The following is a 22,603-nucleotide window of genomic DNA, read 5'->3' as shown; positions in this document are numbered from 1 at the left end:
ACACATGGACGCGGAACATTCCCTGCCGGACAGTCTGCAGCGTTTCGCCCGCTTCGTGGGCGGCGAAATCCGTCCGTATCCGGGGCGCATGAACGTGACGCTGCGCTGCGTGCTGACCAGCGCGCTCGTGATCATCACGTCGATGGCGCTGCAGGTGCCGCTGCTGGCCTTGTCGCTGATCGTCGTGTTCTTCGTGACGCAGGCCAACGTCGTCGTGACGCGCATGATCGGCACGCTGTTCATCATCGGCTCGACGGTGGCGGTGGCCAGCGCGATCCTGGTGCTGAAGCTGACCTACGACTATCCGCTGCTGCGGATTCTGCTGGCCGGTGCGCTGTTCTTTGTCAGCGTCTACCTGATGCGGGTAGCCAAGATCGGCGTCGTGTTCTTCATCGTCGGCCTGATCGTCATCTACGTGCAGACCTTCGTCGACCGGACCGACCAGGCCGAACTGCTGGTGCGCGTGGTGTTGTGGGTATGGGTCGCGGTCAACTACGCGATTGCGCTGACGCTCGTGATCAATACGCTGTTCCTGCCCGCCGAACCCGTGCGCCAGCTCGAAGCCGCGATGTGCGGGCAACTCGACGCGATCGACGCGACATTGGCGGAGCTTGAACACGGCACGCCGGCCGCCGGCGCGCCGGGCGCGCGCGCAGTCCAGGTTGCCGCGTTGACCCTCCAGAAGCTGCTTCGCTTCGCAACGATGCGGGATGCGGCCTATCGCAAGAACCAGGCGTTGCACCTGGCGCGCGTGGCGACGGTCTCGCGTCTGTACACGGCCACCGGCCACCTGCCGGCCGTCGTGGCCGGATTGGGCGCCGGCGTGCTTCCCGCGCTGCGCGACGCATGCCGGAGCCTCGGCGGCGCGATCAGGACGGGCACGCGATTCGTCGCGCCCCGCGCATTGGCCGAACTGACGGCCGACGGGCTGCCCGGCGCGCTGGCGGAGATGCGCGACGCGCTGCTGGCGTTCGCGGATCGATCCGCCGCACCGCCGGATGCGGAATCGCCGGCCGAACAGGGCCGCCTGCTGGTGCCCGATGCCTTCAGCAATCCGGTCTATGCGCAGTTTGCACTGAAGACGCTGATGGCGGCCTTGTTCAGCTATGTCTTCTATATCGCAACCGATTGGCAAGGCATCCATACGATGATGCTGAGCTGTCTGATCGTCGCGCAACCGAGCCTGGGCGCCACCGCGCAGCGCGCCGCGCTGCGGATCGGCGGCGCGGCAGTCGGCAGCGTGCTGGCGCTCGCGATGGTCGTGTGGGTCGTGCCGCATCTCGACGGGATCGTCGGCCTGCTGCTGATGGCATTGCCCGTCATTGCGCTCGGCGCATGGGTGGCCGCGGGATCCGAACGCATCAGCTACGCCGGCATCCAGATCATGTTTACGTTTGCGCTGGCTTTGCTGGAGCAATTCGGTCCGACCACCGACCTGACCGAGATCCGCGACCGGATGGTCGGCATCCTGCTCGGCGTCGCGGTGTCGGCGGTCGTCCACGCGTTCCTGTGGCCCGAGGCCGAGGGCGAGGCTCTTCGCCAGCGCGTGGCGGGGCTGCTGCGCCGGATCGGCGAACACCTGCGTCCGGGCGCGACAGGCCCGGTGCCTGCCGGTCTCTGGAGCGAGCTGGCCGATTGCGAGGCGATGGCCGCGCGCGTCGCACTGGAACCGGGTTGGCAGATGGCCGAAGGGCAGCACGAAGGCTTGACCGTGCGCATGCAGACCTTGCTCGCCCACGTCAGGGAAATCCTGCTGGCTACCGACGCGTTTGGCGCAGAACGGCGGTCACTGCGCTTGCCCGCTCAGACCGAGGCCGCCGCGATCGCGTTTCAAGGGGCGCTGGCTGCGTCGCTGGACGGCTACGCACACGGGCTGGCCGAACATCCGTTGACGGTCGATGCGCCGCCTCGCACGGCGTTGACCGCGTTGTCGGCATGCTGCGCGACCGACCTGTCGACGCAGCCGGCCGATGCCCTGCGAGCCGCCTGCGAGCGGTTGTTGGCCCGGGCCGGGGACCTGGCAAACCAGATATCGATCCTGCCCGCCTGGGCCGGGGATTCCGTCAGCCCCGCACTTTCCTCGCGAGCTTCGCAAGCATGACCGTTTCGTTGATTCGATTTTCCTCTTCATCGCTGCGCCGTGTCGCCGTCGCGGTACTGCTGTGCGGCCTGTCCGCATGTGCGTTGATTCGCCACGACACCAGGCCGGCATCGGCGCTCGATCCCGAGCGCATCCGCCTGGCCGACGACATCCATCTTGCGAACGACGGCTGGCCATCGGCCCGCTGGTGGACCCGCTACGCCGATCCGCAGCTCGACGCGCTGGTCGAGCGCGCGCTCGGCGACTCGCCGACGATGGCGATCGCGCGCACGCGCGTCTCGCAGGCCAAGGCCAACGTCGATCTCGTGAAAGCCGGCACGAACCTGCAGGTGGTCGCGCTCGGCTCGGTGGACCGTGAGCGCGTGTCGGGCAACGGCTTCCTGGGGGCCTATTCGGGCAATCAGCCGCTGCTGGGGGCGACGGGGCCCTGGTATACGGAAGGCATCGTCGGCCTCGGCGCAAGTCTCAATGTCGATATCTGGGGCAAGGAGCGCGCGCAGGTGGCCGCGGCGCTGGGGGTGCGGAATGCGCGAGCGGTCGAGATCTCGGCCGTCGAACTGGAGATTGCTTCGGACGTTGCGCAGATTTATTACGGTATCCAGACGACCTATCGACTGATCGATCTGCTGGAGCAGCTGCATGCTATCGCGACCATCTCGGTCGATGCGCACGCCGCGCGCGCGGAGCGTGGTCTGGAGTCGCGGACACTCACCGAAACGGCGCGCGCGCAACAGCTGGCGACGCAGCGGCAGATCGTGGCCGCTCGAGCGCGCATCACGCAGTTGCGTGAATCGCTGCGTGCGCTGATCGGCGCCCGCGCTGACGAACTGGGCGACATCCGGCCCGTGCCGCTGCCGTCGCCGCCGTCTTCGTTGCCGACGACGCTCTCGTACGAATTCCTGGCGCGACGGCCGGATCTGCAGGCGATGCGCTGGTATGTCGAAGCGTCGTTCGACCAGATCGACGCGGCAAAGGCCGCGTTCTATCCGAGTTTCGACATCAAGGCGTTCTTCGGCGTCAACGCACTGCATCTGGCCGACCTGTTCACGCATGCGAGCCAGCAGATCAACCTGGTTCCCGGGCTGACCTTGCCGATTTTCGACGGAGGCCGGCTCAACGCGAATCTCGGCGGTGCGCGCACGGCGAGCGACCTGTTGATTCTGCAGTACAACCAGGCGGTATTGAACGCGGTGCGCGACGTCGCGATGACCGGCAGCCAGCTGCAGGATCTCGACGCCGAGGCGAAGCTGCAGACAGAGAAGATCCAGGCGGTGAAGTTTGCACAGGACAGCGCCGATGCCCACTACCGAACCGGACTGGCGAGCCGGCTTTTCGCCGTCGAGGCAAAGCAGGCGGTGCTCGTCGAGCGAATCGTGCTGCTCGACATCGACGGACGACGGATCAGTCAGGACATTGCGCTGGCGAAGGCGCTGGGCGGCGGTTATCGGGCGGAAGCGCCGGTCACGCTGAATCCCCGGTAGTGCGGAACATGTCCGACAGCCTTTCGCCACCGGGTTGCGACGACGCATCGCGCCAGCTTGACGGCGTTCGCCTGATGCTGGGCGTTCATGAGTCGATCAGGCGGCTAGTCAATCAGCGAACGCTGACGTCGCTCGGGATGCCGTTCTCGCAGGGCAGTGCGCTCGCCCATCTCGCGCGCAGCGACACGGTGTCGTGTCAGGCGCTCGCAGGATGGCTCGGGTGCGGCACCGGCCGCCTTTCGCGTCTGGTGGATGACCTCGAGAGCCGGGCATTGGTCGTGCGTCGACGGAACGGCGACGATCGCCGCGCGCTGGATCTAGCGCTGACGCCGGCTGGCCAGGCGCTCGCGGAGCGCATCCCTTCGGTACTGGCGGAAGCCAGGCATGCCGTCCTGAATCGATTGTCCGCGCAAGAGCGGGCGTTTCTCAAGCAGTTCCTCTATCGGATTATCGGGGAGATCGACAGGAAGCCCGGTTGACCCGCTATGCCGAGCGCTTCCCGAAACACCTGGATCGATTTACGTCACGTGTCAAAACCTGTTCTGATTGCCTGTCACGAATGCGACGCACTGCTGCACAAGCCGAGTCTTGGCGACCGCGACGTCGCGCATTGCCCGCGCTGCGACGCGGTGCTCTGCCGCAGCAGCTCGGCCCGGCTCGAGCGGATCTGCGCGTTCACACTCGCGGCGCTGATCACGTTCGTGATCGCGCAGGCGTTCCCGATCCTCGAGATGGACGTGAGCGGCAACCGCGTGCAGACGACGCTGATCGGCGCGCTCGACACGCTGTGGCGCCAGGACATGGCGCTCGTCGCCATGATGGTGTTCTGCTCGACCGTGCTGTTTCCGCTCGTCGAAATGGCCGCGCTGCTGTACCTGCTGTTCCCGATGCGGCGCGGCATCGTGCCGCCCGGGTTCAACTTCGTGCTGCGCGCGATCCAGCTGGTGCGCCCGTGGGGAATGATCGAGGTGTTCATGCTCGGCATTCTCGTCACCATCGTGAAGATGGTCACGCTCGCGCGGGTCATGCCGGAAGCCGCGCTGTTCGCGTTCGCCGCGCTGACGCTGATGATCGCGGTCGTGCTGATGTTCGATCCGCAGATGCTGTGGGACATTGCCGACGACCTGCGCGCCGGCCGCGCGTCGTCGCGCGGCCGCGGCGCTGCGGCCTTGCCGGAGGCGCCTCGCCGATGACGACGCCGATCGCCGCCCGCGAGGGCCTCGCCAGCTGCCACACATGCGGGCTCGTGCAGCCGCTCGACCGCGCGCATGCGCATTGCGCACGCTGCGGCGCCGCGCTCCATTTCCGCACGCCGAACAGCATCGCGCGCACCTGGGCGCTGCTGATCGCCGCCGCGATCCTCTACATTCCGGCGAACCTGCTGCCGATCATGCGCACTGCGTCGATCGCCGGCGCGCAGGAAAGCACGATCATGAGCGGCGTCGTCTATTTCTGGGTATCGGGCGAGTGGCCGCTCGCCGTCGTCGTGTTCGTCGCGAGCGTCCTCGTGCCGATGCTCAAGCTCGGCGTGCTCGTGATCCTCGCGATCAGCGCGCAGCGCCGCTCGCCGTGGCGGCCGCTGCAGCGCACGCGCCTGTTCCGGATCGTCGAGCGCATCGGCCGCTGGTCGATGCTCGACATCTTCGTCGTGACGCTCACCGTCGCGCTCGTCCACTTCCGATCGCTCGCCACCATCACGGCCGGCCCCGGCGCGCTCGCGTTCGGCGCGGTCGTGATCCTCACGATGCTGGCGTCGATGCAGTTCGATCCCCGCCTGATCTGGGATCCCGTCGCAACCTCAGGGAAACACCATGAATAGTCCGCAAGGCCCGCAGCACGACCGGCCTCGGCCGCCCGATCCGGCGATCTCGTCGAAGAGCGGCTGGCTGCCGTCGCTCGTCTGGCTCGTGCCGCTGATCGCCGCGCTGATCGGCATCGGCCTCGTGATCAAGTCCGTGCGCGAGCGCGGCCCGGAAATCACGATCAGCTTCCGCAGCGCCGAGGGCCTCGAGCCCGGCAAGACCCAGGTCAAGTACAAGGACGTCGAGATCGGCACCGTCACGGCGATCTCGCTGTCGAAGGACCTCGCGCGCGTGCTGGTCGACGTCCAGCTCAAGAAGGAAGCCGAGGACTTCGCGGTCAAGGGCTCGCGCTTCTGGGTCGTGCGTCCGCGGATCGGCGCGACCGGCGTGTCGGGGCTCGGCACGCTGCTGTCGGGCGCGTACATCGGCGTCGACATCGGCCGCTCGCACGACGCCCGGACCGACTTCACCGGTCTCGAGACGCCGCCGGCCGTCACCGGCGACCAGAAGGGCACGCAGTACGTGCTGCATGGCACTTCGCTCGGCTCGGTCGATATCGGCTCGCCGGTCTACTACCGGCGCGTGCAGGTCGGTCAGGTGGTCGGCTTCGCGCTCGACAAGGAGGGTACGGGCGTGACCTTCAACGTGTTCGTCAACGCGCCGTACGACCAGTACGTCGGCATGAATTCGCGCTGGTGGCAGGCGAGCGGCGTCGACCTGCGGCTCGACTCGAGCGGCTTCAAGCTGAACACGCAGTCGCTCGCGACCGTGATCCTCGGCGGCATCGCGTTCCAGGCGCCGCCGAACCAGACGAACGGCACGACCGCGCCGAACGACACGACGTTCCACCTCGCGTCCGACGAGGCCGATGCGATGCGCGAGCCGGATGGCGAACTGGTGCAGGTCGTGATGAACTTCAACCAGTCGCTGCGCGGGCTCGCGGTCGGCGCGCCGGTCGACTTCCGCGGCATCGTGCTCGGCGAGGTCACGAGCATCGGCATCGACTACGATCCGAAGGCGAAGAACTTCACGATGCCGGTGACGATGAACCTCTATCCGGATCGCCTCGGCGCGCGCTTCCGGGATGCGGTCGGCTACCAGGGCGATGCCGCACGCCGGCTGGTCCTGAAGCGACTGGTGTCCGGTTATGGCTTGCGCGGCCAACTGCGCACGGGGAACCTGTTGACCGGTCAGTCGTATGTCGCGCTCGATTTCTTCCCGCAGGCGCGGGCGGAGTCGATCGATATCACGAAGCCGGTCATGGAACTGCCGACCGTGCCGAACACGCTCGACGAACTGCAGGTGGTGGTGGCCGACATCGCGAAGAAGCTCGACAAGGTGCCGTTCGACCAGATCGGCGCGAACCTGAACAGCACGCTCGCGAACGCCGACAAGCTGTTCAGGCAGCTCGACACGCAGGTCGCGCCCGAGGCGCGCGACACGCTGTCCGCCGCGAAGCAGACCTTTGTGACCGCGGAAGCGACGCTGCAGCAGGATTCGCCGCTGCAGTCGGACGTGCGCGGCGCGCTGAAGGAGCTGACGCATACGCTGCAGTCGCTGAACGCGCTCGCCGACTATATCGAACGGCATCCCGAAGCGTTGCTGCAAGGCAAACCCGGAGACAAGAAATGATCGTACGCCTGCCACGACGCGTCCGCGGCGCCGCGTTTGCTGCTTGCGCGGTGGCCGCCGCGCTGACACTCGCCGCATGCAGCTCGCCGCCCGCGCGGTTCTACACGCTCACCCCCGCAGACGCCGCGGCGGCCGTGCGCGCCGCGCCCGCCAACCCGCCGTTCCTGATCGAGGTGCCGTCCGTCGGCGTGCCCGAGCAGGTCGCGAAGAGCCAGCTCGTCGTGCAGAAGAACGCCGCGCAGGTCGATGTGCTCGAGCTGGAGCGCTGGGCGTCGCCGCCCGCCGACGAGATCCGCCGCGCACTGTCCGACGACCTCGCCGCGCAGCTCGGCACGATCGACGTCGCGAATTCCGCGTATCCGGCCGGTGTGCGCGTGTACCGCGTCAGCGTGAACGTGCAGCGCTTCGAATCCTGGCCCGGCCAGCGCGCGGCGCTCGACGCGGTGTGGAGCGTGCGCGCGATCGGCACGCAGGTTGTGATGACCTGCCGCACGAGCGTCGCCGAGCCGGTCGGCGACGGCTACGATGCGCTCGTGATGGGCCACCGACAGGCAATCGGTGCGGTGGCCGGGCGGATCGCAGCCGGCGTGCGGGCGATGGAAGAAATGCATGCGCTCAGTGCGGCAACGGCTTCGCGGAGCCGGGCGGCGGGAACCGGCATATCGTCCGGCAAATCGCCGGCGCCGGTCTGGCCTTGCCGAAATCAATGACGATGCATCCGTCCGACTTGTATCGCGGGTTCGTCGTCGAACCCGAGTCCGCCCTCTGCGATATCGATGGCGACGCGTTCATCGAGGAAGCCGGCCGTAGCAGGACCCGGAAAAAAAGCATCGACACGCTGCGGGTCATGCGGATTTTCGTTCGGGTTGCCGAGGCGGGCGGATTTACCGAGGCGGCTCGACGCTGGAAATTCTCGGTCACGTCGGCCTCTCGCGCCGTTTCCGCGCTGGAGACGTCGTTGCGTGCACGTCTGCTGGAGCGCTCGACGCGCCGCGTGCTGCTCACGCCTGTCGGTGAGCGCTATTTGACGCGCTGCAAACAGATTCTCGATTGCGTGGACGAGGCGGAAGCCGAAGCCGCGGGCGGTGGCGTTCATCCCGCCGGAAAACTGAGGGTGCATGCGTCGCCGGTGCTGGGGCCGCGTTACGTCATGTCCCTGATCGCCCGCTATCGGCAGCGCTATCCCGACGTGCGGGTCGAGCTCACCTTGACGCACGGGATGCCGGATCTGTCCAGCGAAGGCGCCGGCACCGCGCTGGCGCTTCGCCGGAACGGGCCCGAACCGGGATTGGCGTCGCGACGTCTCGGGCAGATCTTCGGCGTGGTTTGCGCGTCGCGCGGATACATCGAAAGGCATGGCGCGCCCCAGCTGCCTCGCGACCTGGGCCGCCACGTTTGCCTGGGCGTCACGGGGCCGGGGCTACGGCCGGACGAGTGGGTGCTCGCCGGACCCGACGGTACGGAGACGGCGGTGCCGGTGCGCCCGGAATTTCAGGTCAACGTCGCCGAAACCCTGGCAATCGGCATTCGCGAAGGCATGGGTATCGGGGTTCTGCCGATCGGCTTGGCGGCCACGGGGCTTCGCAATGGCGAGTTTGTCCGGGTCATGCCGGATTACCGCGCATCGGTCACGAACGTCTACGTGCTCTATCCGCCGCAACGCCATCGCGACGACAAGATTCGAACCTGGATCGACTTCATCGAGGACGCGTTTCCCGCATTGCTGCTTGCCGATGAGCAAATCGTTCGACAGCCGGAGTTTGCGGTCGCGTGAACGGGTTTGCCATCGGCGGGCTAAGCGTGATGCGTTCCGTTTTCGACGATGCGATCGAGCAGACACTTGAGCGAATGGATTTCGTCCATGTCGAATGTCGACAGCAGCGCGTCGGAAACGTCCGAGACGATCGCCGGAATCCGGGCGGCGACCGCCTGCCCCAAAGGCGTGATGTGGAGCCTGACGATGCGTCGGTCTTCGTCGCAACGCATGCGCTGCAGCAGGTCGCGTCGCTCCATGCGGTCGATCAATCGTGTGATGGAACTGGCGTCCACCTCGCATTGCCGGGCAAGATCGGCCGCCGTGCGGGCGGAATGGTTCGCGAGCAGGAACAGAATGCGCGCCTGGGTTTCCGTCACGCCCAGTTCGGCTTCCGTGCGCCGCGAGATTGCGCGGCACATCACGGTCTGGGTTCGTTTCAGCAGGTAACCCAGCCCGTCGCCGGCTTGCCGTGTTCCTGCGTTGTGCTGGTTCAATGAGGCTGCGTTGTCCATGACGCCGCTGCTCCGATTCGTTGCATGCCGCCCGTGACGCCGTTCCCGGCCGTGACCACGGCACCAAAATCTGAAAAAATGACCGGCGCCGCGCAAGCGCGCCGTATCGGGCAAAACTGATGTTTGCCGGCGCGAACGAGCGGGCGTCCGCACCGGTGCGCGCGACCGCCGCTGCAGCGGGCAAGGACGCGGGCCGCCAGCGTGCCGATGTCGACAACGTTATCCGAGCGTCGGGACGCGCGAAATGGGAATTGGTGTGGCCGGCGATGTGGCTTTTCACAATCCCCAGGCGATCGCTCCCGTCGAAGCGCGGGATCAAATTGATGAGAATGGCTGATGGCTGCGAAAAACAGAAGGGCTGAATCAACCATGACGCCCGTCGATGTTCCCGTTACGTCGGCGCTGATGCGCGACAAGGTGAGGGCGCTGGCGGCGGATCCGTCGGACGTCGTTGCGCGCACGTATGCGGCACTGACCCGCATCGGCGGCTACGACGGGCTGACGCCCGCCATGCGGAAAGACATCATGGACTCGATCGAGGTCTCGCAGCGCTTGTGGTTCGAATCCGTGTCCACGGGGATGTTTCCGTCGTCCAGCGACCTGGAGGGCCTTCAGGAATTCGGGCGCCGCCGCGTTCACCAGGGCATCCCGTTGTCTTCGCTGTTGCGGGGCTTTTGGGTCGGTCCGCGCGAGCTATGGCGCGTCTGCGCGGAGCTCGGCAGTCAGCACGACGCGTTGCGCGATGAACTGCTGTTCGTGCTGTCGCCCTATCTGATGGAATATTTCGATTACATGGTGCAGCTGATATCGCAGGCTTACCTCGATGAGCAATATCAGCAGGCGCGATGGCGCGAGTCGCTGCGTTATCAGCTACACGAGATCGTCTTCAGTCACGCCACGGATGAAGAGGGGTTCCGCAAGACGATCCAGGCGCTGGGCCTGGACCATGCGTCGCCGAGAATCGCGCTGGCGATCGAATGCGAGCGACTCGAGCGCGGTGCGATGCGATCGGACCGCGAACTCGACCGCATCGTGCTGTCGGTGGCGAGACACCTGGCGTGCCGGAAGGATGACCTGGTCGACGTATGGCATCGCGATTGCCTCGTCATATGGGCGCCGTGCAACCCGGGCGAATCGGCGAGCGCGAGCGACCGGCGCGTCGACGCATGCATGACGGCACTGCTCGGCGGCGCGGGCGGAATCGGCGCGATCGGCATGGGGCTGTCGGGCTCCGGTGCGAAAGGATGGGCGACGTCGGCCGACGAGGCGATCCGGGCGCTGGATGCCGGCAAGCACCGTGGCGGCGACGGCCCGTTGCACCGGTTCTCGGACATCGTCGTCGGCGAGTGCGTTCGCAGCCATGACAGTGCGCTCAATTACCTGCTGTCGCTGACGCAGGAATTGTCCGGCGAACAGGACCTGATACTGACGCTCGAGACCTTCTTTGCCAATATGCAGCGCCGGAAAGTGACCGCCGCGGCGCTCGGCGTTCATCCGAACACGCTGGATCACCGTCTCGAGCGGATCGAAAACATCCTGGGCGCCAAGCTCGATCACGCGGCGTGGATCGCGAAGCTGGAAATCGCGTTGAAACTTCAAGGGACCGGCGACCGGAGCCGGTGAGCACGCGTGGATGAAATCTCCATCGCTCGGCCGCCTGGCATCGCAGGCGGCTGAGCGACACCTCGAAATCCGGCCGCGCGTGCGTCAGGCCCCTGACGCACGCGCGCGCTGCCGTCAGTTCACGCCGGCAGCGCTCCATGCGCGCGCGACCGTTGCGCTCTCAACCGAATTCACGCCGTACAGGTCGTTCGCCGCCTGGATCGACGCGCGCCGCGCGTTCGGGTAGCTGGAGCCGGCGGTCAGGTACACCGTCAGCGTCCGGTACCAGATCTTGCCGGCCTTGTCGCGACCGAGCCCGCTGAAGCTGGTGTCGCCGTTGCAGACCAGCTGGCTCCTCGACAGTGCGGTGTCGGTCGCCGGCACCACCGGGCCTTCCGACAGCAGGTAGAAGAAGCGATTGCCGACGCCCGACGAGTAGTGCGGATCGTGGCGCGGATTCCACCACGAGAAGCCGCCGGACGGATAGCAGCTATACGACCGGCCGTCGAGATCCTGCTTGTACATCTTGCGCAGGCCACCGTTGATCACGCGTGCGCCGATCACGTAGTTGCCCGGATCGTTCGGGTTGTTCGCGTAGTACTTGACGAGCGTGCCGAAGATGTCGGACGTCGATTCGTTGAGGCCGCCCGCGTCGCCCGAATAGTTCAGGCCCGCGGTGGCCTGGGTCACGCCGTGGCTCATCTCGTGCCCGGCCACGTCGATCGACACGACAGGGTTCGGCAGGCGGGTGCCAGGTTCGCCGTCGCCGTACACCATCATGCGCGTGTCTCCCAGCCAGGCCGCGTTCGCGCCGGTCGTGCCGCTGCCGGTGTTGAACACCACGTGGGCGAAGCTCTTCACGCCCTGGCCGTCGTTGAAGATGCCGTTGCGGTTGTGCGCGGCCCTGTAGTAGTCCCAAGTGAGTGCGAGACCATAATCGATGTCGGCCGCGACGGTCTGCCGGTCGGTGGTCGTGTTGTTGCCCCACACGTTCGTGCTGCTGGTGAAGATCGGCAGGTCAGTGGACTGCGCGACGTCGTCCGAGGACAGGCCGCGGCCGTCGTAGACCGAGCCGCCGCCGCGGGTCGAATCGACCATCTGGTACGAGTTCGTACCGAGCTGGTCGGTCGTCAGCGGCAGGTTGCCGTAGTACAGCGAACGGCCGGTGCCGGTGGCGGCGGAAGCGGCGGTCATGATCAGGTCCTGCGCATCCAGGACGTTGCCCGTGCGCGCGTCGACGTAGTAAAGCACGGCTTCGGTATGCGCGTCGGTCGCCTTGCCGTACACCCGCACCGCATAGGCCAGCGTCGGCGCGGTGTCGCGCGCGAACACGACGAGCTCCGGCCCTTCGACGCGGCGCACCTGTGCGCCAAAACGCGTGGCCGCGGCGCGCCGGGCCACGGCCGCACCGACGTCGGGCGCGTTGCGCACCACGAAGCGGTCGCCGACCTTGCCGATCTTGCCGGCAAGACTGATCGGCACGGACTGGGTCACGCTCGCCTGCTTCAGTTGCCCCTGGCTCGAGTGAACGACGACGTCGCCGCCAATCACGCGCAGGCCCGAGTAGAAGCGGTCGAAGCGCACGTGCTCGGTGCCGTCGGGGTCGACGATCACGTCGCGCACCTGGAACTGATCGCCTTCCGTCGGCACGTTCGCCTTCGCGAACTTGAGCGTGCGCGCGGCACTGCCGGCGGCCAGGTTGAAGCTGGACGGGTTCTGCTGGATCAATTGCAGCGCCCGGTCGACTGTGGCCTGCTGGTCGCCGGCTTGCGCAAAAGCGCTGAAGCTGGCAAGGGAAATCGCGGCGACCGACAGCAAGCAAGACAGTTTCTTCATGTAATCCTCCAGATAATGAATGCGTAATTATTGAAAGTTTATTGAATGCAACCACTAAGCAAGAGAGGTACTGTGAACTGCAAAGCCATGCTAGGAGGTCAAATTAATATTTACAAGATAATTGCAAATAAATTAACTTTTGATTATGTCCGCATGCATCGAGTCAGGAATTGGTGATGAATATGAAATGATCCTGTGTGGCTCGGCCCGAGCGAGATCCGCGGCAAGCTCGACGGTCGCCGCGTTTTATTTCATTGGCTATTCAATTGGATTATTGACGGCGTCAATATGAATATTCAGCCGGTCCATGAGGCACGCGCGTCGATTCGGGCTGCCTGCGCTTTCGGATGAGCGGCGGAAGTCCGGCGTACAGGCCGGTATGCGAAGAGCCGCATTGTTTGGAAGGATGAAACGGTGCGGCGCGCGATGGCGCGTAAAAAAGGCGACCACCGCATGACGCGATGGTCGCCAGAGGCGAATACCGAGGCAGTATCCGCTGAGACACACGAGAGCCCGCGCCGGGCGCGGGGAAGGTCGGTAGGCTGCCTGCCGGGAAGCGGCCCGGCTAGCTGCTACGACGGAAAGGTGACAAGGTAGGTGAGCTGCTGATCCTCCACCAGTGCTTCGACCGTCTGCTTCTGCGCGAGCACGGCAATCGCGTTGCCAATTTGAGTCAGCAACGCGGTATCGGAAGGCTTGACTCTGAAAAAGTGGTTGCCGTCGTCGCTATTGAGCATGAATTCGTAGAACAGCGACCCGTCCCCGGACGCTGTATACGCGACCTGAATGGACTTGACTTGCACCAGCCTCCCCGCGGCTTTCGCGCGGGCACGGATTTCGTCGAATTTATCGGTAGACATGGCGATATTCCCTTGATCAAGAGATGAATGGAAAAGGATGCCGTGGCCGAGCGTTGCTTTTGTGGTGCTGGCGATTCAATGGCTGGCTCGCCCGAATCAAATTCTAGGAATTAGGCGGCTCGCCGTCTCCTGACAGTTCTATTGGGTAGGCGATTTTTTTAAGCATGAAATTGCGGTAATGCCCGCATCACGCCGAAATTGATCAAAGCGCGAAATTGATTCGTGATCTTAAACGACTGGCTCGTCGTCGGCGCCGGGCGCCGGTTTCGGTGCCGGCGTCCCCCTTTCGGTTCGTTGATGCCTAAACTGAAAGGGCGTCCATGCTCGTCCGGGAAAAGATCATGCGAATGCGCCGTGCTCATTCATCTGCTCAAATTCCCTCGCGAGAGGTCGAAGCCATCGAGGGGGAACGGAGCTTCAGGTCACTCGCGGATGCGATCCCCCACATCATGTGGACGGCCGATCCGGACGGCTGGGTCGACTATATGAACCGCCGGGGGCTCAGCTATGGCGGCGTTACGCTCGAGCAAGCCCGGGATCAGGGCTGGGAATCCTTCCTTCACCCGGACGACCTGCAGCCCGCGATCGATATCTGGACGCGCGCGATCCGGGATGGCTTCGAGTTCGAGATCGAATATCGGCTGAGACGGGCTTCCGACGGGGCCTATCGATGGTTTCTCTGTCGCGCGTTGCCGTTCCGGGACCGCGACGGAAAGATCGTCAAGTGGTTCGGCACCGAGACCGATATCGAAGACCTGAAGCAGGCGAGGGCCGCCGCGGAGCGCGCGAACCGCGCGAAGTCCGATTTCCTGTCCAGCATGAGCCACGAGCTGCGCAGCCCGCTCAACGCGATCCTGGGCTTCGCTCAACTCATGGCGTCCGATTTGCCCCCGCCGACGCCGTCGCAACAGGCGAGCATCGACCAGATCCTGCGGGCGGGATGGCATCTGCTCGAGCTGATCAACGACGTGCTCGACCTGGCGAAAATCGAATCCGGGCAAGTCGCGATCTCGCCGGAACCCGTTGCGTTGAGTGACGCCTTGCGCGAATGCGAATCGATGATCGAGCCGCAGGCGCGGCAACGAGGCATTCGTGTGAGTTTTCCCGATGTCGAGCCGCATTGCCATGTCCGCGCGGACCGGACGCGCTTCCGGCAGATCCTGCTCAACCTGCTGACGAATGCAATCAAATACAACCGGGCGTCAGGCGCGGTCGATGTCGATTGCCACATGCGCGAGCCGGGCCGGATTCGCGTCAGCGTGCGCGATACGGGCCCGGGCTTGTCGCAGGAGCAGCTGGGCCAGCTCTTCCAGCCGTTCAATCGCCTGGGACAGGACGCAGGCGCCGAGGAGGGCACGGGCATCGGCCTGGTCGTGGCGAAGCGGCTGACGGAACTGATGGGGGGCGCCATCGGCGCCGAAAGCACCGTCGGGAAGGGAAGCGTGTTCTGGATCGAGCTCGATGCGGCGTCCGCCGCGGAAGCCGCCGCGAGGGGCGACGCCCGGCCTGCCACGTCTGGCGACCGCGCGAGCGCGGAGACGGCCGCCGAGGCGCCCGCTCATACCGTGCTCTATATCGAGGACAACGCGGCCAACCGAACGCTTGTCGAGCAACTGCTCGCGCGGCACGCGGACATGCGCATGCTCAGCGCGGCTACCGGGCAACTCGGCGTGGCGCTGGCGCGCAGCGCGTTGCCGCAGGTGATCCTGATGGACATCAACCTGCCCGACATCAACGGCATCGACGCGCTGGGCTTGTTGCGCAGCCATCCCGAAACGGCGGAGATTCCGGTCGTGGCGCTCAGTTCGAATGCCATGCCGCGCGACATCGAGAAGGGCTTGAAGGCGGGCTTTTTCCGCTATCTGACGAAGCCGATCCGGATCGAGCCGTTCATGCATGCGCTTGCCGAGGCGATTGCGTTTGCGGAAGCAAAGCAGCGCTAGGCCCGGGTGCGAACCATGATCGATTCCTCAGCAATCCTCGACGCCAGGATCCTGGTCGTCGACGATCTGGAGGCCAATATCCTGTTGCTCGAGGAGATCCTGCATCGGGCGGGCTATACGCACGTCGCGTCGACGATGGATGCCTCCGCGGTGTGCGAGCTGCACCGCCGGAACGGCTACGACCTGATCCTGCTCGATCTCCAGATGCCCGGCGTCGACGGCTTTCAGGTGATGGAGCGCCTGAAGGCGCTCGAGGCGGACAGCTATCTGCCGGTCATCGTGATTACCGCCCAGCCGACCCACAAGTTGCGCGCATTGCAGGCCGGCGCGAAGGACTTCATCAGCAAGCCGTTCGATCTGGCCGAAGTGCTGATGCGGGTTCACAACATGCTGGAAGTTCGCCTGCTGCATCGGGCGTTGCGCGACTACGGCAAGGCGCTCGAACAGAAGGTGCGCGAAGTGGAGGCGAGCCGCGAGCTGATTCGCGAACAGGGCGCCGAGCTGAAGGGCCTGTATGCGAAGGTCGTTGCCGAGCAGAAGGTCTCCGAACGGCTGCTGCTCAACATGCTGCCTTCTCCGATCGCCGAGCGCCTGAAGGCCCATCTCGACGACATCGCCGACAGTTTCCCGGAAGTGATCGCGGATCGGTTTCCCGAGGTGTCGGTGTTGTTCGCGGATATCGTCGACTTCACCGGCTTTTCGGCGGGCATGCGCCCCGAGCAACTCGTCGAGATGCTCAACGAGATCTTCACCGGGTTCGACCTCATCGCCGACGCGCGCGGCCTCGAGAAGATCAAGACCATCGGCGACGCGTACATGGCGGCTGCGGGGCTGCCCGTCCCGGTGGCCGACCACGCGCCGCGGGCCGCGCATATGGCGCTCGACATGATCGATGCGCTGGCCCGCTTCAACGCGCTCAGGCGCTGCAACCTGCAATTGCGCATCGGCATCAACAGCGGAGAGGTCGTGGCCGGCGTGATCGGGAAACGCAAGTTCATCTACGACTTGTGGGGGATGGCCGTCAACCTCGCGAGCAGGATGGAGTCGCAAGGCGTGGCAGGGCGCGTGCAGCTGACGGAGGCCACGCGCGTGCGGCTGGGCGATCCGTTCGTCTGCGAGGCGCGCGGCACGATCGCGGCGAAGGGAATGGGCGAGTTGCGCACGTGGTTCCTGGTCGGCCGGACCGGCGCAGCGGCGCGTTGACGCAGCGCATTCGGACTGTTGCCGAGCGGTCAGTCCTCGTCGTCCCCGTTGCGCCGGCCGGCATACCGGCCCGCGACGATGGACGGCAACGCGACGGGCGCGCCGCAGTCGATCGACCACGCAAGGCGCACGAACTGGGCCGCGGTCCACGCGAGCGGCGTCGCCGACGTCGTGCCGGTTCCCGCGGCGAAACCAGGCTGCCCCGACGGCGCCTGTCGATCCCAGACCTGCTCCGGCAGCATCAGCCCGTCGTTCGCGCTTGCCGCCATCGCGTCGAGGCGTGACCGCGCGAGATCGAGCCGATTCGCGGCCAGCTCGTACTCGCCGCGCTCGCCCGCGAAGATCGGCCACGCGCGCCCGATCGTCATTTGACTGCCGGCCGGAAGACCCATGCGCCATGCGCTGCCGTCGCGCTGCTCGCCATAGCCGTCGAAGGTATAGCGATGCCAGAACATGCCGTTCGGCGTGGTCACGCCCAGTTGCGCGTCGATCACCGCGAGGCTGTTCAGGATCACCGGATCGTCGGCCGGCTTCACGCCGAGCCTGACGAGATCGAGAAAGCTCGGGTCGACCACCGTGCGCTGGTCGATGTCGTCCGGACCGCTGTCGCCGATGGAGTACGCCGTGGCGGCATCGGGATGCCGGTCCCTGGTCAGTCGCAGGTAGTACGGCGAGCGCGAGTACGGGCCCGTCCGGGTCGCCGTCCATGATTCCACGTTGCGCTGCCACGCGTCCGCCGTGGCCGCGTAGGTTGCGGCCGCCGCCGCATCGCCGTTGCGGCGCGCGATATCCGCCGCGGCGACGAGGCCGGCGATCTGGGCCGCGATGGCAGCGGGCGAATAGCCGCCCTGATTCTCCCAGCGCTCCGCCGGCGTGTACGGCCCTGTCGCGACGATGAAATCGGCTGCCTTCCTGATGTGATTCAGATACGTCGGCGCGTCGAAGCGCTGCAGCTGCCAGGCCAGCACGATCGGAAACGACACTTCGTCCATCTGCAGCCCGCCCCAGTACGGCGTGCCGTCGACCTGCGAGTTCTGCGGGAACGCGCCGTCGGCTTTCTGCTGCGTGATGAACAGCCAGTCCAGCGCGCGCTCGGCGGCGCGGCGGTCGCCCGCGGCGATCAGCGCGGTCGCAATCTGGTAGAGGTCCCGCGCCCAGACGAGATGGTATGGCCCGGACCGATGGTCGAGCGCGGCGCCGAACGCCCAGGGCATCGACGGCGAGGCGACGAACGCGCCGCGCCAGGTCTTGTCCTCATGGGCGGCGAGGCTCATCACGGCCGCGTTGTACAGGCGGAGGTGATCGGCCGCGCTCGCCGGCGCCGGCTTGAGCGACTGCAGGTAGCGATGCCAGCCTTCGGCATACCGGCCGGCCGTCGATGCGAATCCCTCGGCCAGCGCGCACTGCGCGTCGCTGGCCGCCTGCGCGGCGTCGGCGCCGAACCCGATCGCGAGCGTGACGTGCGTGCGCGTCACGCCGTCGAGCGATGTCTGGCCGGTCTGCACGACATTGCCTTGCGGTGCGGACGCATAGGTCCAGGTCATCCGAAAGTGCCGGCCGATGTCCTGCCAGCCGTCGCTGGCGCCGGCATAGCCGTTCGACAGGCGGGTAAAGGGCGGATGCGACGCGAACGCGGTCGCAACGTTGCCGTTGCCGTTGCGCGCGGTCAGCGTCGTGCCGTTCGTCTCGCCGGTCGTGTTCGTCAGCGCATCGCCGGGTGCGGGGTTCAGCAGCGCGTAGACCTGATAGGGCTGTCCGTCGAGCGATTCGAACGTGACGTCGACGAGCACCACCGGACGTGCCGGGTCTGTCGCGTACGTCTTCGTCAGCCGGTAGCGGCCGGCGTTGTCGACGTCGACCTGACGGTAGGTGAGACCGTCCGCTTCAGTCAGCGTCGTCTCGTGCGTCGCATGATCGGCGACGCATTCCGCGAAGGTCGTGCCATCCGAGACCACGAACTGCAGGTCGCGAACGCTCGGCGTGTCGAGACGCGGGTAGTAGATCTCGTCGAGGCCGGCGCTTCCGAGCGTGAACCAGACCTTGCTTTCAAGCGTCGTCGAGGTGCCGAAGCCGTGCTTGTTCGCCGGCTTCCAGACGCCTGTCGCGCCCGGTGCGCCGGGCGCGACGCCGTGGGCTTGCGCGGAGGGGGAGCCGGCGAGTGCGGCTGGCGCTGCGGCAGCGGGATGCTTGGAATTCATGAGATCGTCCCCTCCAGGCGACGCAGTCGCACGACGTCATCGCGCGAACCGTTCTCTATCGGTGTGGTTACACGCTAGGGAATCGCTGATTAATAGGCCATCCTGCGAGGTTGTCGGCGGCGCTGGTACGGAATTTCCGGATGCCGAAGTGAAGCGTCGGCAATTCCGGTGAGTTTGGCCCGAGGGTGCGCCTCGTTTCTCGCATTCTTCACGCACATAACGGACTGCTCCCATGAACGGATCGCAACAGGTTTCGCGCGATCACCAGATTCGCCAAGGCGAACAGGCTGAACAGTTGCGCGGTGTTCTTCGCCAGTCCCTTGTAGCGGACTTTGCGATGGCGGAACAGATTCTTGACGACATGAAACGGGTGCTCGACTCGCGCACGAATCTGCGCCTTGGTTCGCTCGAATGCGATCATCAGATCCTTCAGCGCCCCGTCCTGCATCGCCTTGATCCTTCCGCGCTTGGCCGCCACCCGCCATTTCACCGACTTGCCCTTCATTTCGTCGCGCTTATCCACGCCGATATAGCCCGCGTCGCCGAACGCTTCTCGCTCGTGACCGTGCAACAGCGCGTGCGCTTGCGAAACGTCCGACACGTTGGCCGACGTGCTGACCACACTGTGAACCAGCCCCGAATCGGCATCGACGCCGATGTGCGCCTTCATGCCGAAATGCCACTCGTTGCCCTTCTTCGTTTGATGCATGTCCGGATCGCGACGCTTCTCGGCGTTCTTGGTCGACGGCGGCGCTTCGATGATCGTCGCATCGACCAGCGTGCCTTCCTTCATCATCAGCCCGCGTTCGCACAGCGAGATGCCAATCTCGTCGAACAGCTTGCGCGTCAGGTCATGTTCGAAAAGCAGGCGCCGGAACTTCAGCAGCGTGGTCGCATCCGGCACGTTCTCGACGGCCAGATCAATCCCGGCAAACGCTCGCATCGCGATGCTGTCGTACAGCGCATCCTCCAGCCCTTCGTCCGACAGGCTGTACCACTGCTGCAGGAAGTAGATTCGCAGCATCCGCTCCAGACCAATCGGCGGGCGGCCGCGAGCTCCCTTCGGGTAGTACGGCTCGATTGCCGCCAGCAACCGCGACCATGGCACGAGCTTCTCCATCTCGTCCAGAAAACGCTGACGCCGGGTCACGCGCTTCTTGCCCATGCTTTCCGCTTCCGCAAAGCTCACTTGCCGTTTCATCGTCTTGGGTTCGTTCCGTGAACTATCTTCTACAACGTCCCCGGCTGCGTCAGCGATGACCGCCGTGCCGGATAAATCAGTGTTTCCCTAGCGGAGGTCGTCCTTCAAGTCACTGCGTTTTTTCCATGACGCGTGCGTCTTTGCGCCGCCATCAAGGACGATGTTTGCGACGCGGCAAGGCAGCGGTTCGATGGGACGCACCTTATCGCAAGGTTCGCACCACCTCTTCGGCCGCCCGAATGCCCGATTGCAGCGCGCCTTCGAAGTAGCCCATCCACTCGGTTGCCGTTTCGGTGCCGGCCCAGTGAATATGTCCGACCGGCTCGCGGATGCTGTCGCCGAACGACGTCAGCACGCCCGGCGGCATATGCGCCGCGTAGCCGCCCTGGGCCCATTCATCCGCCGTCCAGTCATGGTCGACATAGTCCAGCGGCTGACGGGCGTCGTCGCCGAAGTAATGCACCAGGTCCGATATGACCTGCTCGCGACGCGCTTCCTTGCCGGCGGCGCTCAACGCCATCGCGTGGTTTCCTTCTATCAGGCCGACGAGCACGCCGAGGCTTTCGTCGTCAGGCGACTGATCGAAGACGAGACCAAAATGACGGTCGGTACTCACGACGGCGCCGTTCAGCCCTCGGCGGCGCCAGAACGGCGCCCGATAGGCCACATGCACCTTGATGACGGAGCCCATCGGCATACGCTGCAGCAACGCGGCACGCGTGACCGGCAGCGGAGGGCTGTAGTGAATGCGGGACGCAAGCGCTGGCGGCGCGGTCACGATCACGCGCCTGGCGGCATAGGCGCCCTGCGGGCAGATCACGCGAACACCATCGGCATCCTGTTCGATCGCTCGTGCGGGCGAGTCGAGCAGGATGCATCCAGCCAGCCTGTCAGCCATGCGCTGCGGTATCTGCCATGCGCCGCCGAGGAACTTGTCCTGCTGCGCACCGCCCTGCGTGCCGATCATGACCTCCAGCCCTTGACCTTGCCGAAGGCACTCCAGGAAGAACAGGTACGAGACGTGCAAGGTGTCGGTGCAAAGGATCGCGCCGGCCAGGATGCGGGTGAAGTCACGCGCGGTCTCGGTCCGCACATGCTTGTCGATCCATGTTTCGAGCGACAGCGCGTCCCACTCGCGGGCGCGCGTGGCCGACCAGGGCGACCCCGCCGGCAGCATCTGCATGTCGCGCTTCCAGCGATGGACGACGAGACCGAGCGCCAGCGTCGACAGTAAAGGAAGCTTCGGAATACTGGACGTATACGGATGGACCTTGCCCTTGAAACTCACGAGGCTGGCGCCTTCGGTGTATTGCGCATGCACGCCGACTCCAAGCGCTTGCGCCTGAGCCCGCAACAGCGTCTGCTGCGCTCCCACCCACTGCCCGCCGAAATCGACGGTGTGGCCGCCGACCTCGCCGGGCATGGCGCGGCCGCCGACCCGGTCGCGCGCCTCGAGCACCAGCACGCGCTTTCCGGCGTCCTTCAATTCAAGCGCCGCCTTCAGGCCCGCCAGTCCCGCGCCGACCACGATCACGTCCGCTGTCGGATCCCGCGGGCTCGTGTTGCTCTGCATGTCTTCCGTCTCCTCGTGTCCGGCAGTGTTGCCCCGCTGCCAACAGAGGGGCCGTGACTGCGCGTGATTCAGGGCAAGGCCGCAACCGCCAGAATGGCTTTCACCGCATCGTCTTCGATTCCCCTGATATCCGACGGAAATCGATTGCGCTGCGGGATCAGCACCAGCAGTCCCTCGATCTGCGCGGTGATCAGCGCGGCTCGGCGCGCCAGCGCGCTCGGCGACAGGCCGGGATTCACGTCGGCCACAAACCGTGCGATCACGTCGCGTTGAAATCGATAACCCTCCTCCAGGCTCTTTCGCGCGAATTCCTGCGTCTGGGCAAGCGCCCAGAAATTGACGAAGAGACCTTGGGTCCTGGGTTGCTTGCCGTCCTCGATCAACAAGCGGACCACTTTTCCCAGTCGCGCTTCAGGCGACAGGGTCTCGTCGGTCCTGATACCGTCGTAGGTTTCCGAATACGCTTCGATGGTGGTCGTGATGATCGCGCCAAAGAGCGCTTCGCGCGTCGGGAAGTAGTGCTGCAGGTTCGACAGCGCCAATCCGGCCTTCGATGCCACCTTCCGCATGCTCAGTCCGCCGTAGCCCTCCGCGAGAAAAATCTCGAACGCGCTCGCCATGATGCGGCTCACCGTATTGCGTCCGCGCTCCGTCACGGCGCGTCCGTTGTCACCACCTTCCAGATTCAAGATCCCCTCCATGCGTCGGCAGGTGCGAGCGCTGCTTCGCCTGCGACCGGAATGCCGCGTTCAACTCATGAAAGATGACGTTATAGGTCGAGTGACCTTATTTTGCAAGATGCTGCTTCCACCAGGATTTTGCGGTGGCAGGAAATCGGCTGAAAAACGAGGGTTAACCCAAGTTGCGAGACGCTTCCTTCCCGCTGTATAAATTTTTATAGGT

19 protein-coding genes are annotated in these 22,603 nt (G+C 65.5%); 12 read left to right on the top strand and 7 right to left on the bottom strand.

The genetic code is table 11. The features are described 5' to 3' along the window. Positions 1-4 precede the first annotated feature (4 nt). From ACFIMZ_RS33900 to ACFIMZ_RS33865, 8 genes are all read left to right on the top strand, one after another. Positions 5-2,101: an FUSC family protein gene (locus tag ACFIMZ_RS33900; protein ID WP_431823774.1), complete on the top strand. Its 2,097-nt coding sequence runs from the start codon at positions 5-7 to the stop codon at positions 2,099-2,101. Then, positions 2,098-3,582: an MdtP family multidrug efflux transporter outer membrane subunit gene (locus ACFIMZ_RS33895; protein ID WP_431825440.1), complete on the top strand. Its 1,485-nt coding sequence runs from the start codon at positions 2,098-2,100 to the stop codon at positions 3,580-3,582. Before ACFIMZ_RS33900 ends, ACFIMZ_RS33895 begins: the two co-directional genes overlap by 4 nt. Before the next feature lie 8 nt (positions 3,583-3,590). Further along, positions 3,591-4,061, top strand: coding sequence for a MarR family winged helix-turn-helix transcriptional regulator (locus tag ACFIMZ_RS33890; RefSeq protein WP_431823773.1), 471 nt, complete (start codon positions 3,591-3,593; stop codon positions 4,059-4,061). Between the two features lie 48 nt (positions 4,062-4,109). Then, a complete protein-coding gene (locus ACFIMZ_RS33885; protein ID WP_431823772.1) occupies positions 4,110-4,775 on the top strand; it encodes a paraquat-inducible protein A in 666 nt (221 codons plus the stop codon). Beyond that, positions 4,772-5,401, top strand: coding sequence for a paraquat-inducible protein A (locus ACFIMZ_RS33880; RefSeq protein WP_431823771.1), 630 nt, complete (start codon positions 4,772-4,774; stop codon positions 5,399-5,401). Before ACFIMZ_RS33885 ends, ACFIMZ_RS33880 begins: the two co-directional genes overlap by 4 nt. Next, entirely contained in the window at positions 5,394-7,016 is a 1,623-nt protein-coding gene (locus ACFIMZ_RS33875; RefSeq protein WP_431823770.1) for an intermembrane transport protein PqiB, read from the top strand. Before ACFIMZ_RS33880 ends, ACFIMZ_RS33875 begins: the two co-directional genes overlap by 8 nt. 8 nt (positions 7,017-7,024) lie before the next feature. Then, entirely contained in the window at positions 7,025-7,726 is a 702-nt protein-coding gene (locus ACFIMZ_RS33870) for a PqiC family protein (protein ID WP_431825439.1), read from the top strand. Positions 7,727-7,845: 119 nt separating this feature from the next. Beyond that, complete coding sequence (locus ACFIMZ_RS33865; RefSeq protein WP_431825438.1) at positions 7,846-8,790, top strand: LysR family transcriptional regulator; 945 nt, start codon at positions 7,846-7,848, stop codon at positions 8,788-8,790. Between the two features lie 20 nt (positions 8,791-8,810). On the opposite strand, the gene ACFIMZ_RS33860 is transcribed toward ACFIMZ_RS33865, so the two are convergent. Then, positions 8,811-9,284: a MarR family winged helix-turn-helix transcriptional regulator gene (locus ACFIMZ_RS33860; RefSeq protein ID WP_431823769.1), complete on the bottom strand. Its 474-nt coding sequence runs from the start codon at positions 9,282-9,284 to the stop codon at positions 8,811-8,813. A 119-nt stretch (positions 9,285-9,403) separates the two neighbouring features. Here ACFIMZ_RS33860 and ACFIMZ_RS33855 point away from each other — a divergent pair, with 119 nt between their 5' ends. Then, positions 9,404-9,646: a hypothetical protein gene (locus ACFIMZ_RS33855; protein WP_431823768.1), complete on the top strand. Its 243-nt coding sequence runs from the start codon at positions 9,404-9,406 to the stop codon at positions 9,644-9,646. A gap of 7 nt (positions 9,647-9,653) precedes the next feature. Continuing rightward, positions 9,654-10,907, top strand: a complete 1,254-nt coding sequence (locus tag ACFIMZ_RS33850) for a PucR family transcriptional regulator (protein WP_431823767.1) — start codon at positions 9,654-9,656, stop codon at positions 10,905-10,907. A 114-nt stretch (positions 10,908-11,021) separates the two neighbouring features. On the opposite strand, the gene ACFIMZ_RS33845 is transcribed toward ACFIMZ_RS33850, so the two are convergent. Beyond that, positions 11,022-12,722 carry a M4 family metallopeptidase gene (locus ACFIMZ_RS33845; protein ID WP_431823766.1) on the bottom strand — a complete coding sequence of 567 codons (1,701 nt, stop codon included), beginning with the start codon at positions 12,720-12,722 and terminating at the stop codon, positions 11,022-11,024. 572 nt (positions 12,723-13,294) lie between these two features. After that, entirely contained in the window at positions 13,295-13,582 is a 288-nt protein-coding gene (locus ACFIMZ_RS33840) for a hypothetical protein (protein ID WP_431823765.1), read from the bottom strand. A 320-nt stretch (positions 13,583-13,902) separates the two neighbouring features. Between ACFIMZ_RS33840 and ACFIMZ_RS33835 the strand changes: the two genes are divergently transcribed. Both ACFIMZ_RS33835 and ACFIMZ_RS33830 read left to right on the top strand, forming a co-directional pair. Further along, a complete protein-coding gene (locus ACFIMZ_RS33835; protein ID WP_431823764.1) occupies positions 13,903-15,525 on the top strand; it encodes a hybrid sensor histidine kinase/response regulator in 1,623 nt (540 codons plus the stop codon). 15 nt (positions 15,526-15,540) lie between these two features. Further along, entirely contained in the window at positions 15,541-16,728 is a 1,188-nt protein-coding gene (locus ACFIMZ_RS33830; RefSeq protein WP_431823763.1) for an adenylate/guanylate cyclase domain-containing protein, read from the top strand. A 29-nt stretch (positions 16,729-16,757) separates the two neighbouring features. Here the strand turns inward: ACFIMZ_RS33830 and ACFIMZ_RS33825 are convergent, their stop codons facing one another. From ACFIMZ_RS33825 to ACFIMZ_RS33810, 4 genes are all read right to left on the bottom strand, one after another. Continuing rightward, positions 16,758-18,926, bottom strand: coding sequence for a glycoside hydrolase family 15 protein (locus ACFIMZ_RS33825; RefSeq protein ID WP_431823762.1), 2,169 nt, complete (start codon positions 18,924-18,926; stop codon positions 16,758-16,760). Positions 18,927-19,134: 208 nt separating this feature from the next. Further along, a complete protein-coding gene (locus tag ACFIMZ_RS33820) occupies positions 19,135-20,127 on the bottom strand; it encodes an IS5 family transposase (protein ID WP_431819405.1) in 993 nt (330 codons plus the stop codon). 202 nt (positions 20,128-20,329) lie between these two features. Next, entirely contained in the window at positions 20,330-21,700 is a 1,371-nt protein-coding gene (locus ACFIMZ_RS33815) for a flavin monoamine oxidase family protein (protein ID WP_431823761.1), read from the bottom strand. Between the two features lie 68 nt (positions 21,701-21,768). Next, entirely contained in the window at positions 21,769-22,389 is a 621-nt protein-coding gene (locus ACFIMZ_RS33810; protein WP_431823760.1) for a TetR/AcrR family transcriptional regulator, read from the bottom strand. Positions 22,390-22,603 lie beyond the last annotated feature (214 nt).

The sequence above is a fragment of the Burkholderia sp. F1 genome, assembly GCF_050813845.1.
Classification (GTDB): Bacteria; Pseudomonadota; Gammaproteobacteria; order Burkholderiales; family Burkholderiaceae; genus Burkholderia; species Burkholderia ubonensis.
This window is presented reverse-complemented; position numbering and strand designations above follow the sequence as displayed.

What these genes read in the sequence shown, in the direction of transcription:
- ACFIMZ_RS33845 (WP_431823766.1), bottom strand. Translation starts at nt 12,722, where the DNA reads ATGAAGAAACTGTCTTGCTTGCTGTCGGTCGCCGCGATTTCCCTTGCC.
- ACFIMZ_RS33825 (WP_431823762.1), bottom strand. Translation starts at nt 18,926, where the DNA reads ATGAATTCCAAGCATCCCGCTGCCGCAGCGCCAGCCGCACTCGCCGGC.
- ACFIMZ_RS33895 (WP_431825440.1), top strand. Translation starts at nt 2,098, where the DNA reads ATGACCGTTTCGTTGATTCGATTTTCCTCTTCATCGCTGCGCCGTGTC.
- ACFIMZ_RS33820 (WP_431819405.1), bottom strand. Translation starts at nt 20,127, where the DNA reads ATGAAACGGCAAGTGAGCTTTGCGGAAGCGGAAAGCATGGGCAAGAAG.
- ACFIMZ_RS33880 (WP_431823771.1), top strand. Translation starts at nt 4,772, where the DNA reads ATGACGACGCCGATCGCCGCCCGCGAGGGCCTCGCCAGCTGCCACACA.
- ACFIMZ_RS33875 (WP_431823770.1), top strand. Translation starts at nt 5,394, where the DNA reads ATGAATAGTCCGCAAGGCCCGCAGCACGACCGGCCTCGGCCGCCCGAT.
- ACFIMZ_RS33840 (WP_431823765.1), bottom strand. Translation starts at nt 13,582, where the DNA reads ATGTCTACCGATAAATTCGACGAAATCCGTGCCCGCGCGAAAGCCGCG.
- ACFIMZ_RS33900 (WP_431823774.1), top strand. Translation starts at nt 5, where the DNA reads ATGGACGCGGAACATTCCCTGCCGGACAGTCTGCAGCGTTTCGCCCGC.
- ACFIMZ_RS33830 (WP_431823763.1), top strand. Translation starts at nt 15,541, where the DNA reads ATGATCGATTCCTCAGCAATCCTCGACGCCAGGATCCTGGTCGTCGAC.
- ACFIMZ_RS33890 (WP_431823773.1), top strand. Translation starts at nt 3,591, where the DNA reads ATGTCCGACAGCCTTTCGCCACCGGGTTGCGACGACGCATCGCGCCAG.
- ACFIMZ_RS33835 (WP_431823764.1), top strand. Translation starts at nt 13,903, where the DNA reads ATGCTCGTCCGGGAAAAGATCATGCGAATGCGCCGTGCTCATTCATCT.
- ACFIMZ_RS33850 (WP_431823767.1), top strand. Translation starts at nt 9,654, where the DNA reads ATGACGCCCGTCGATGTTCCCGTTACGTCGGCGCTGATGCGCGACAAG.
- ACFIMZ_RS33815 (WP_431823761.1), bottom strand. Translation starts at nt 21,700, where the DNA reads ATGCAGAGCAACACGAGCCCGCGGGATCCGACAGCGGACGTGATCGTG.
- ACFIMZ_RS33855 (WP_431823768.1), top strand. Translation starts at nt 9,404, where the DNA reads ATGTTTGCCGGCGCGAACGAGCGGGCGTCCGCACCGGTGCGCGCGACC.
- ACFIMZ_RS33860 (WP_431823769.1), bottom strand. Translation starts at nt 9,284, where the DNA reads ATGGACAACGCAGCCTCATTGAACCAGCACAACGCAGGAACACGGCAA.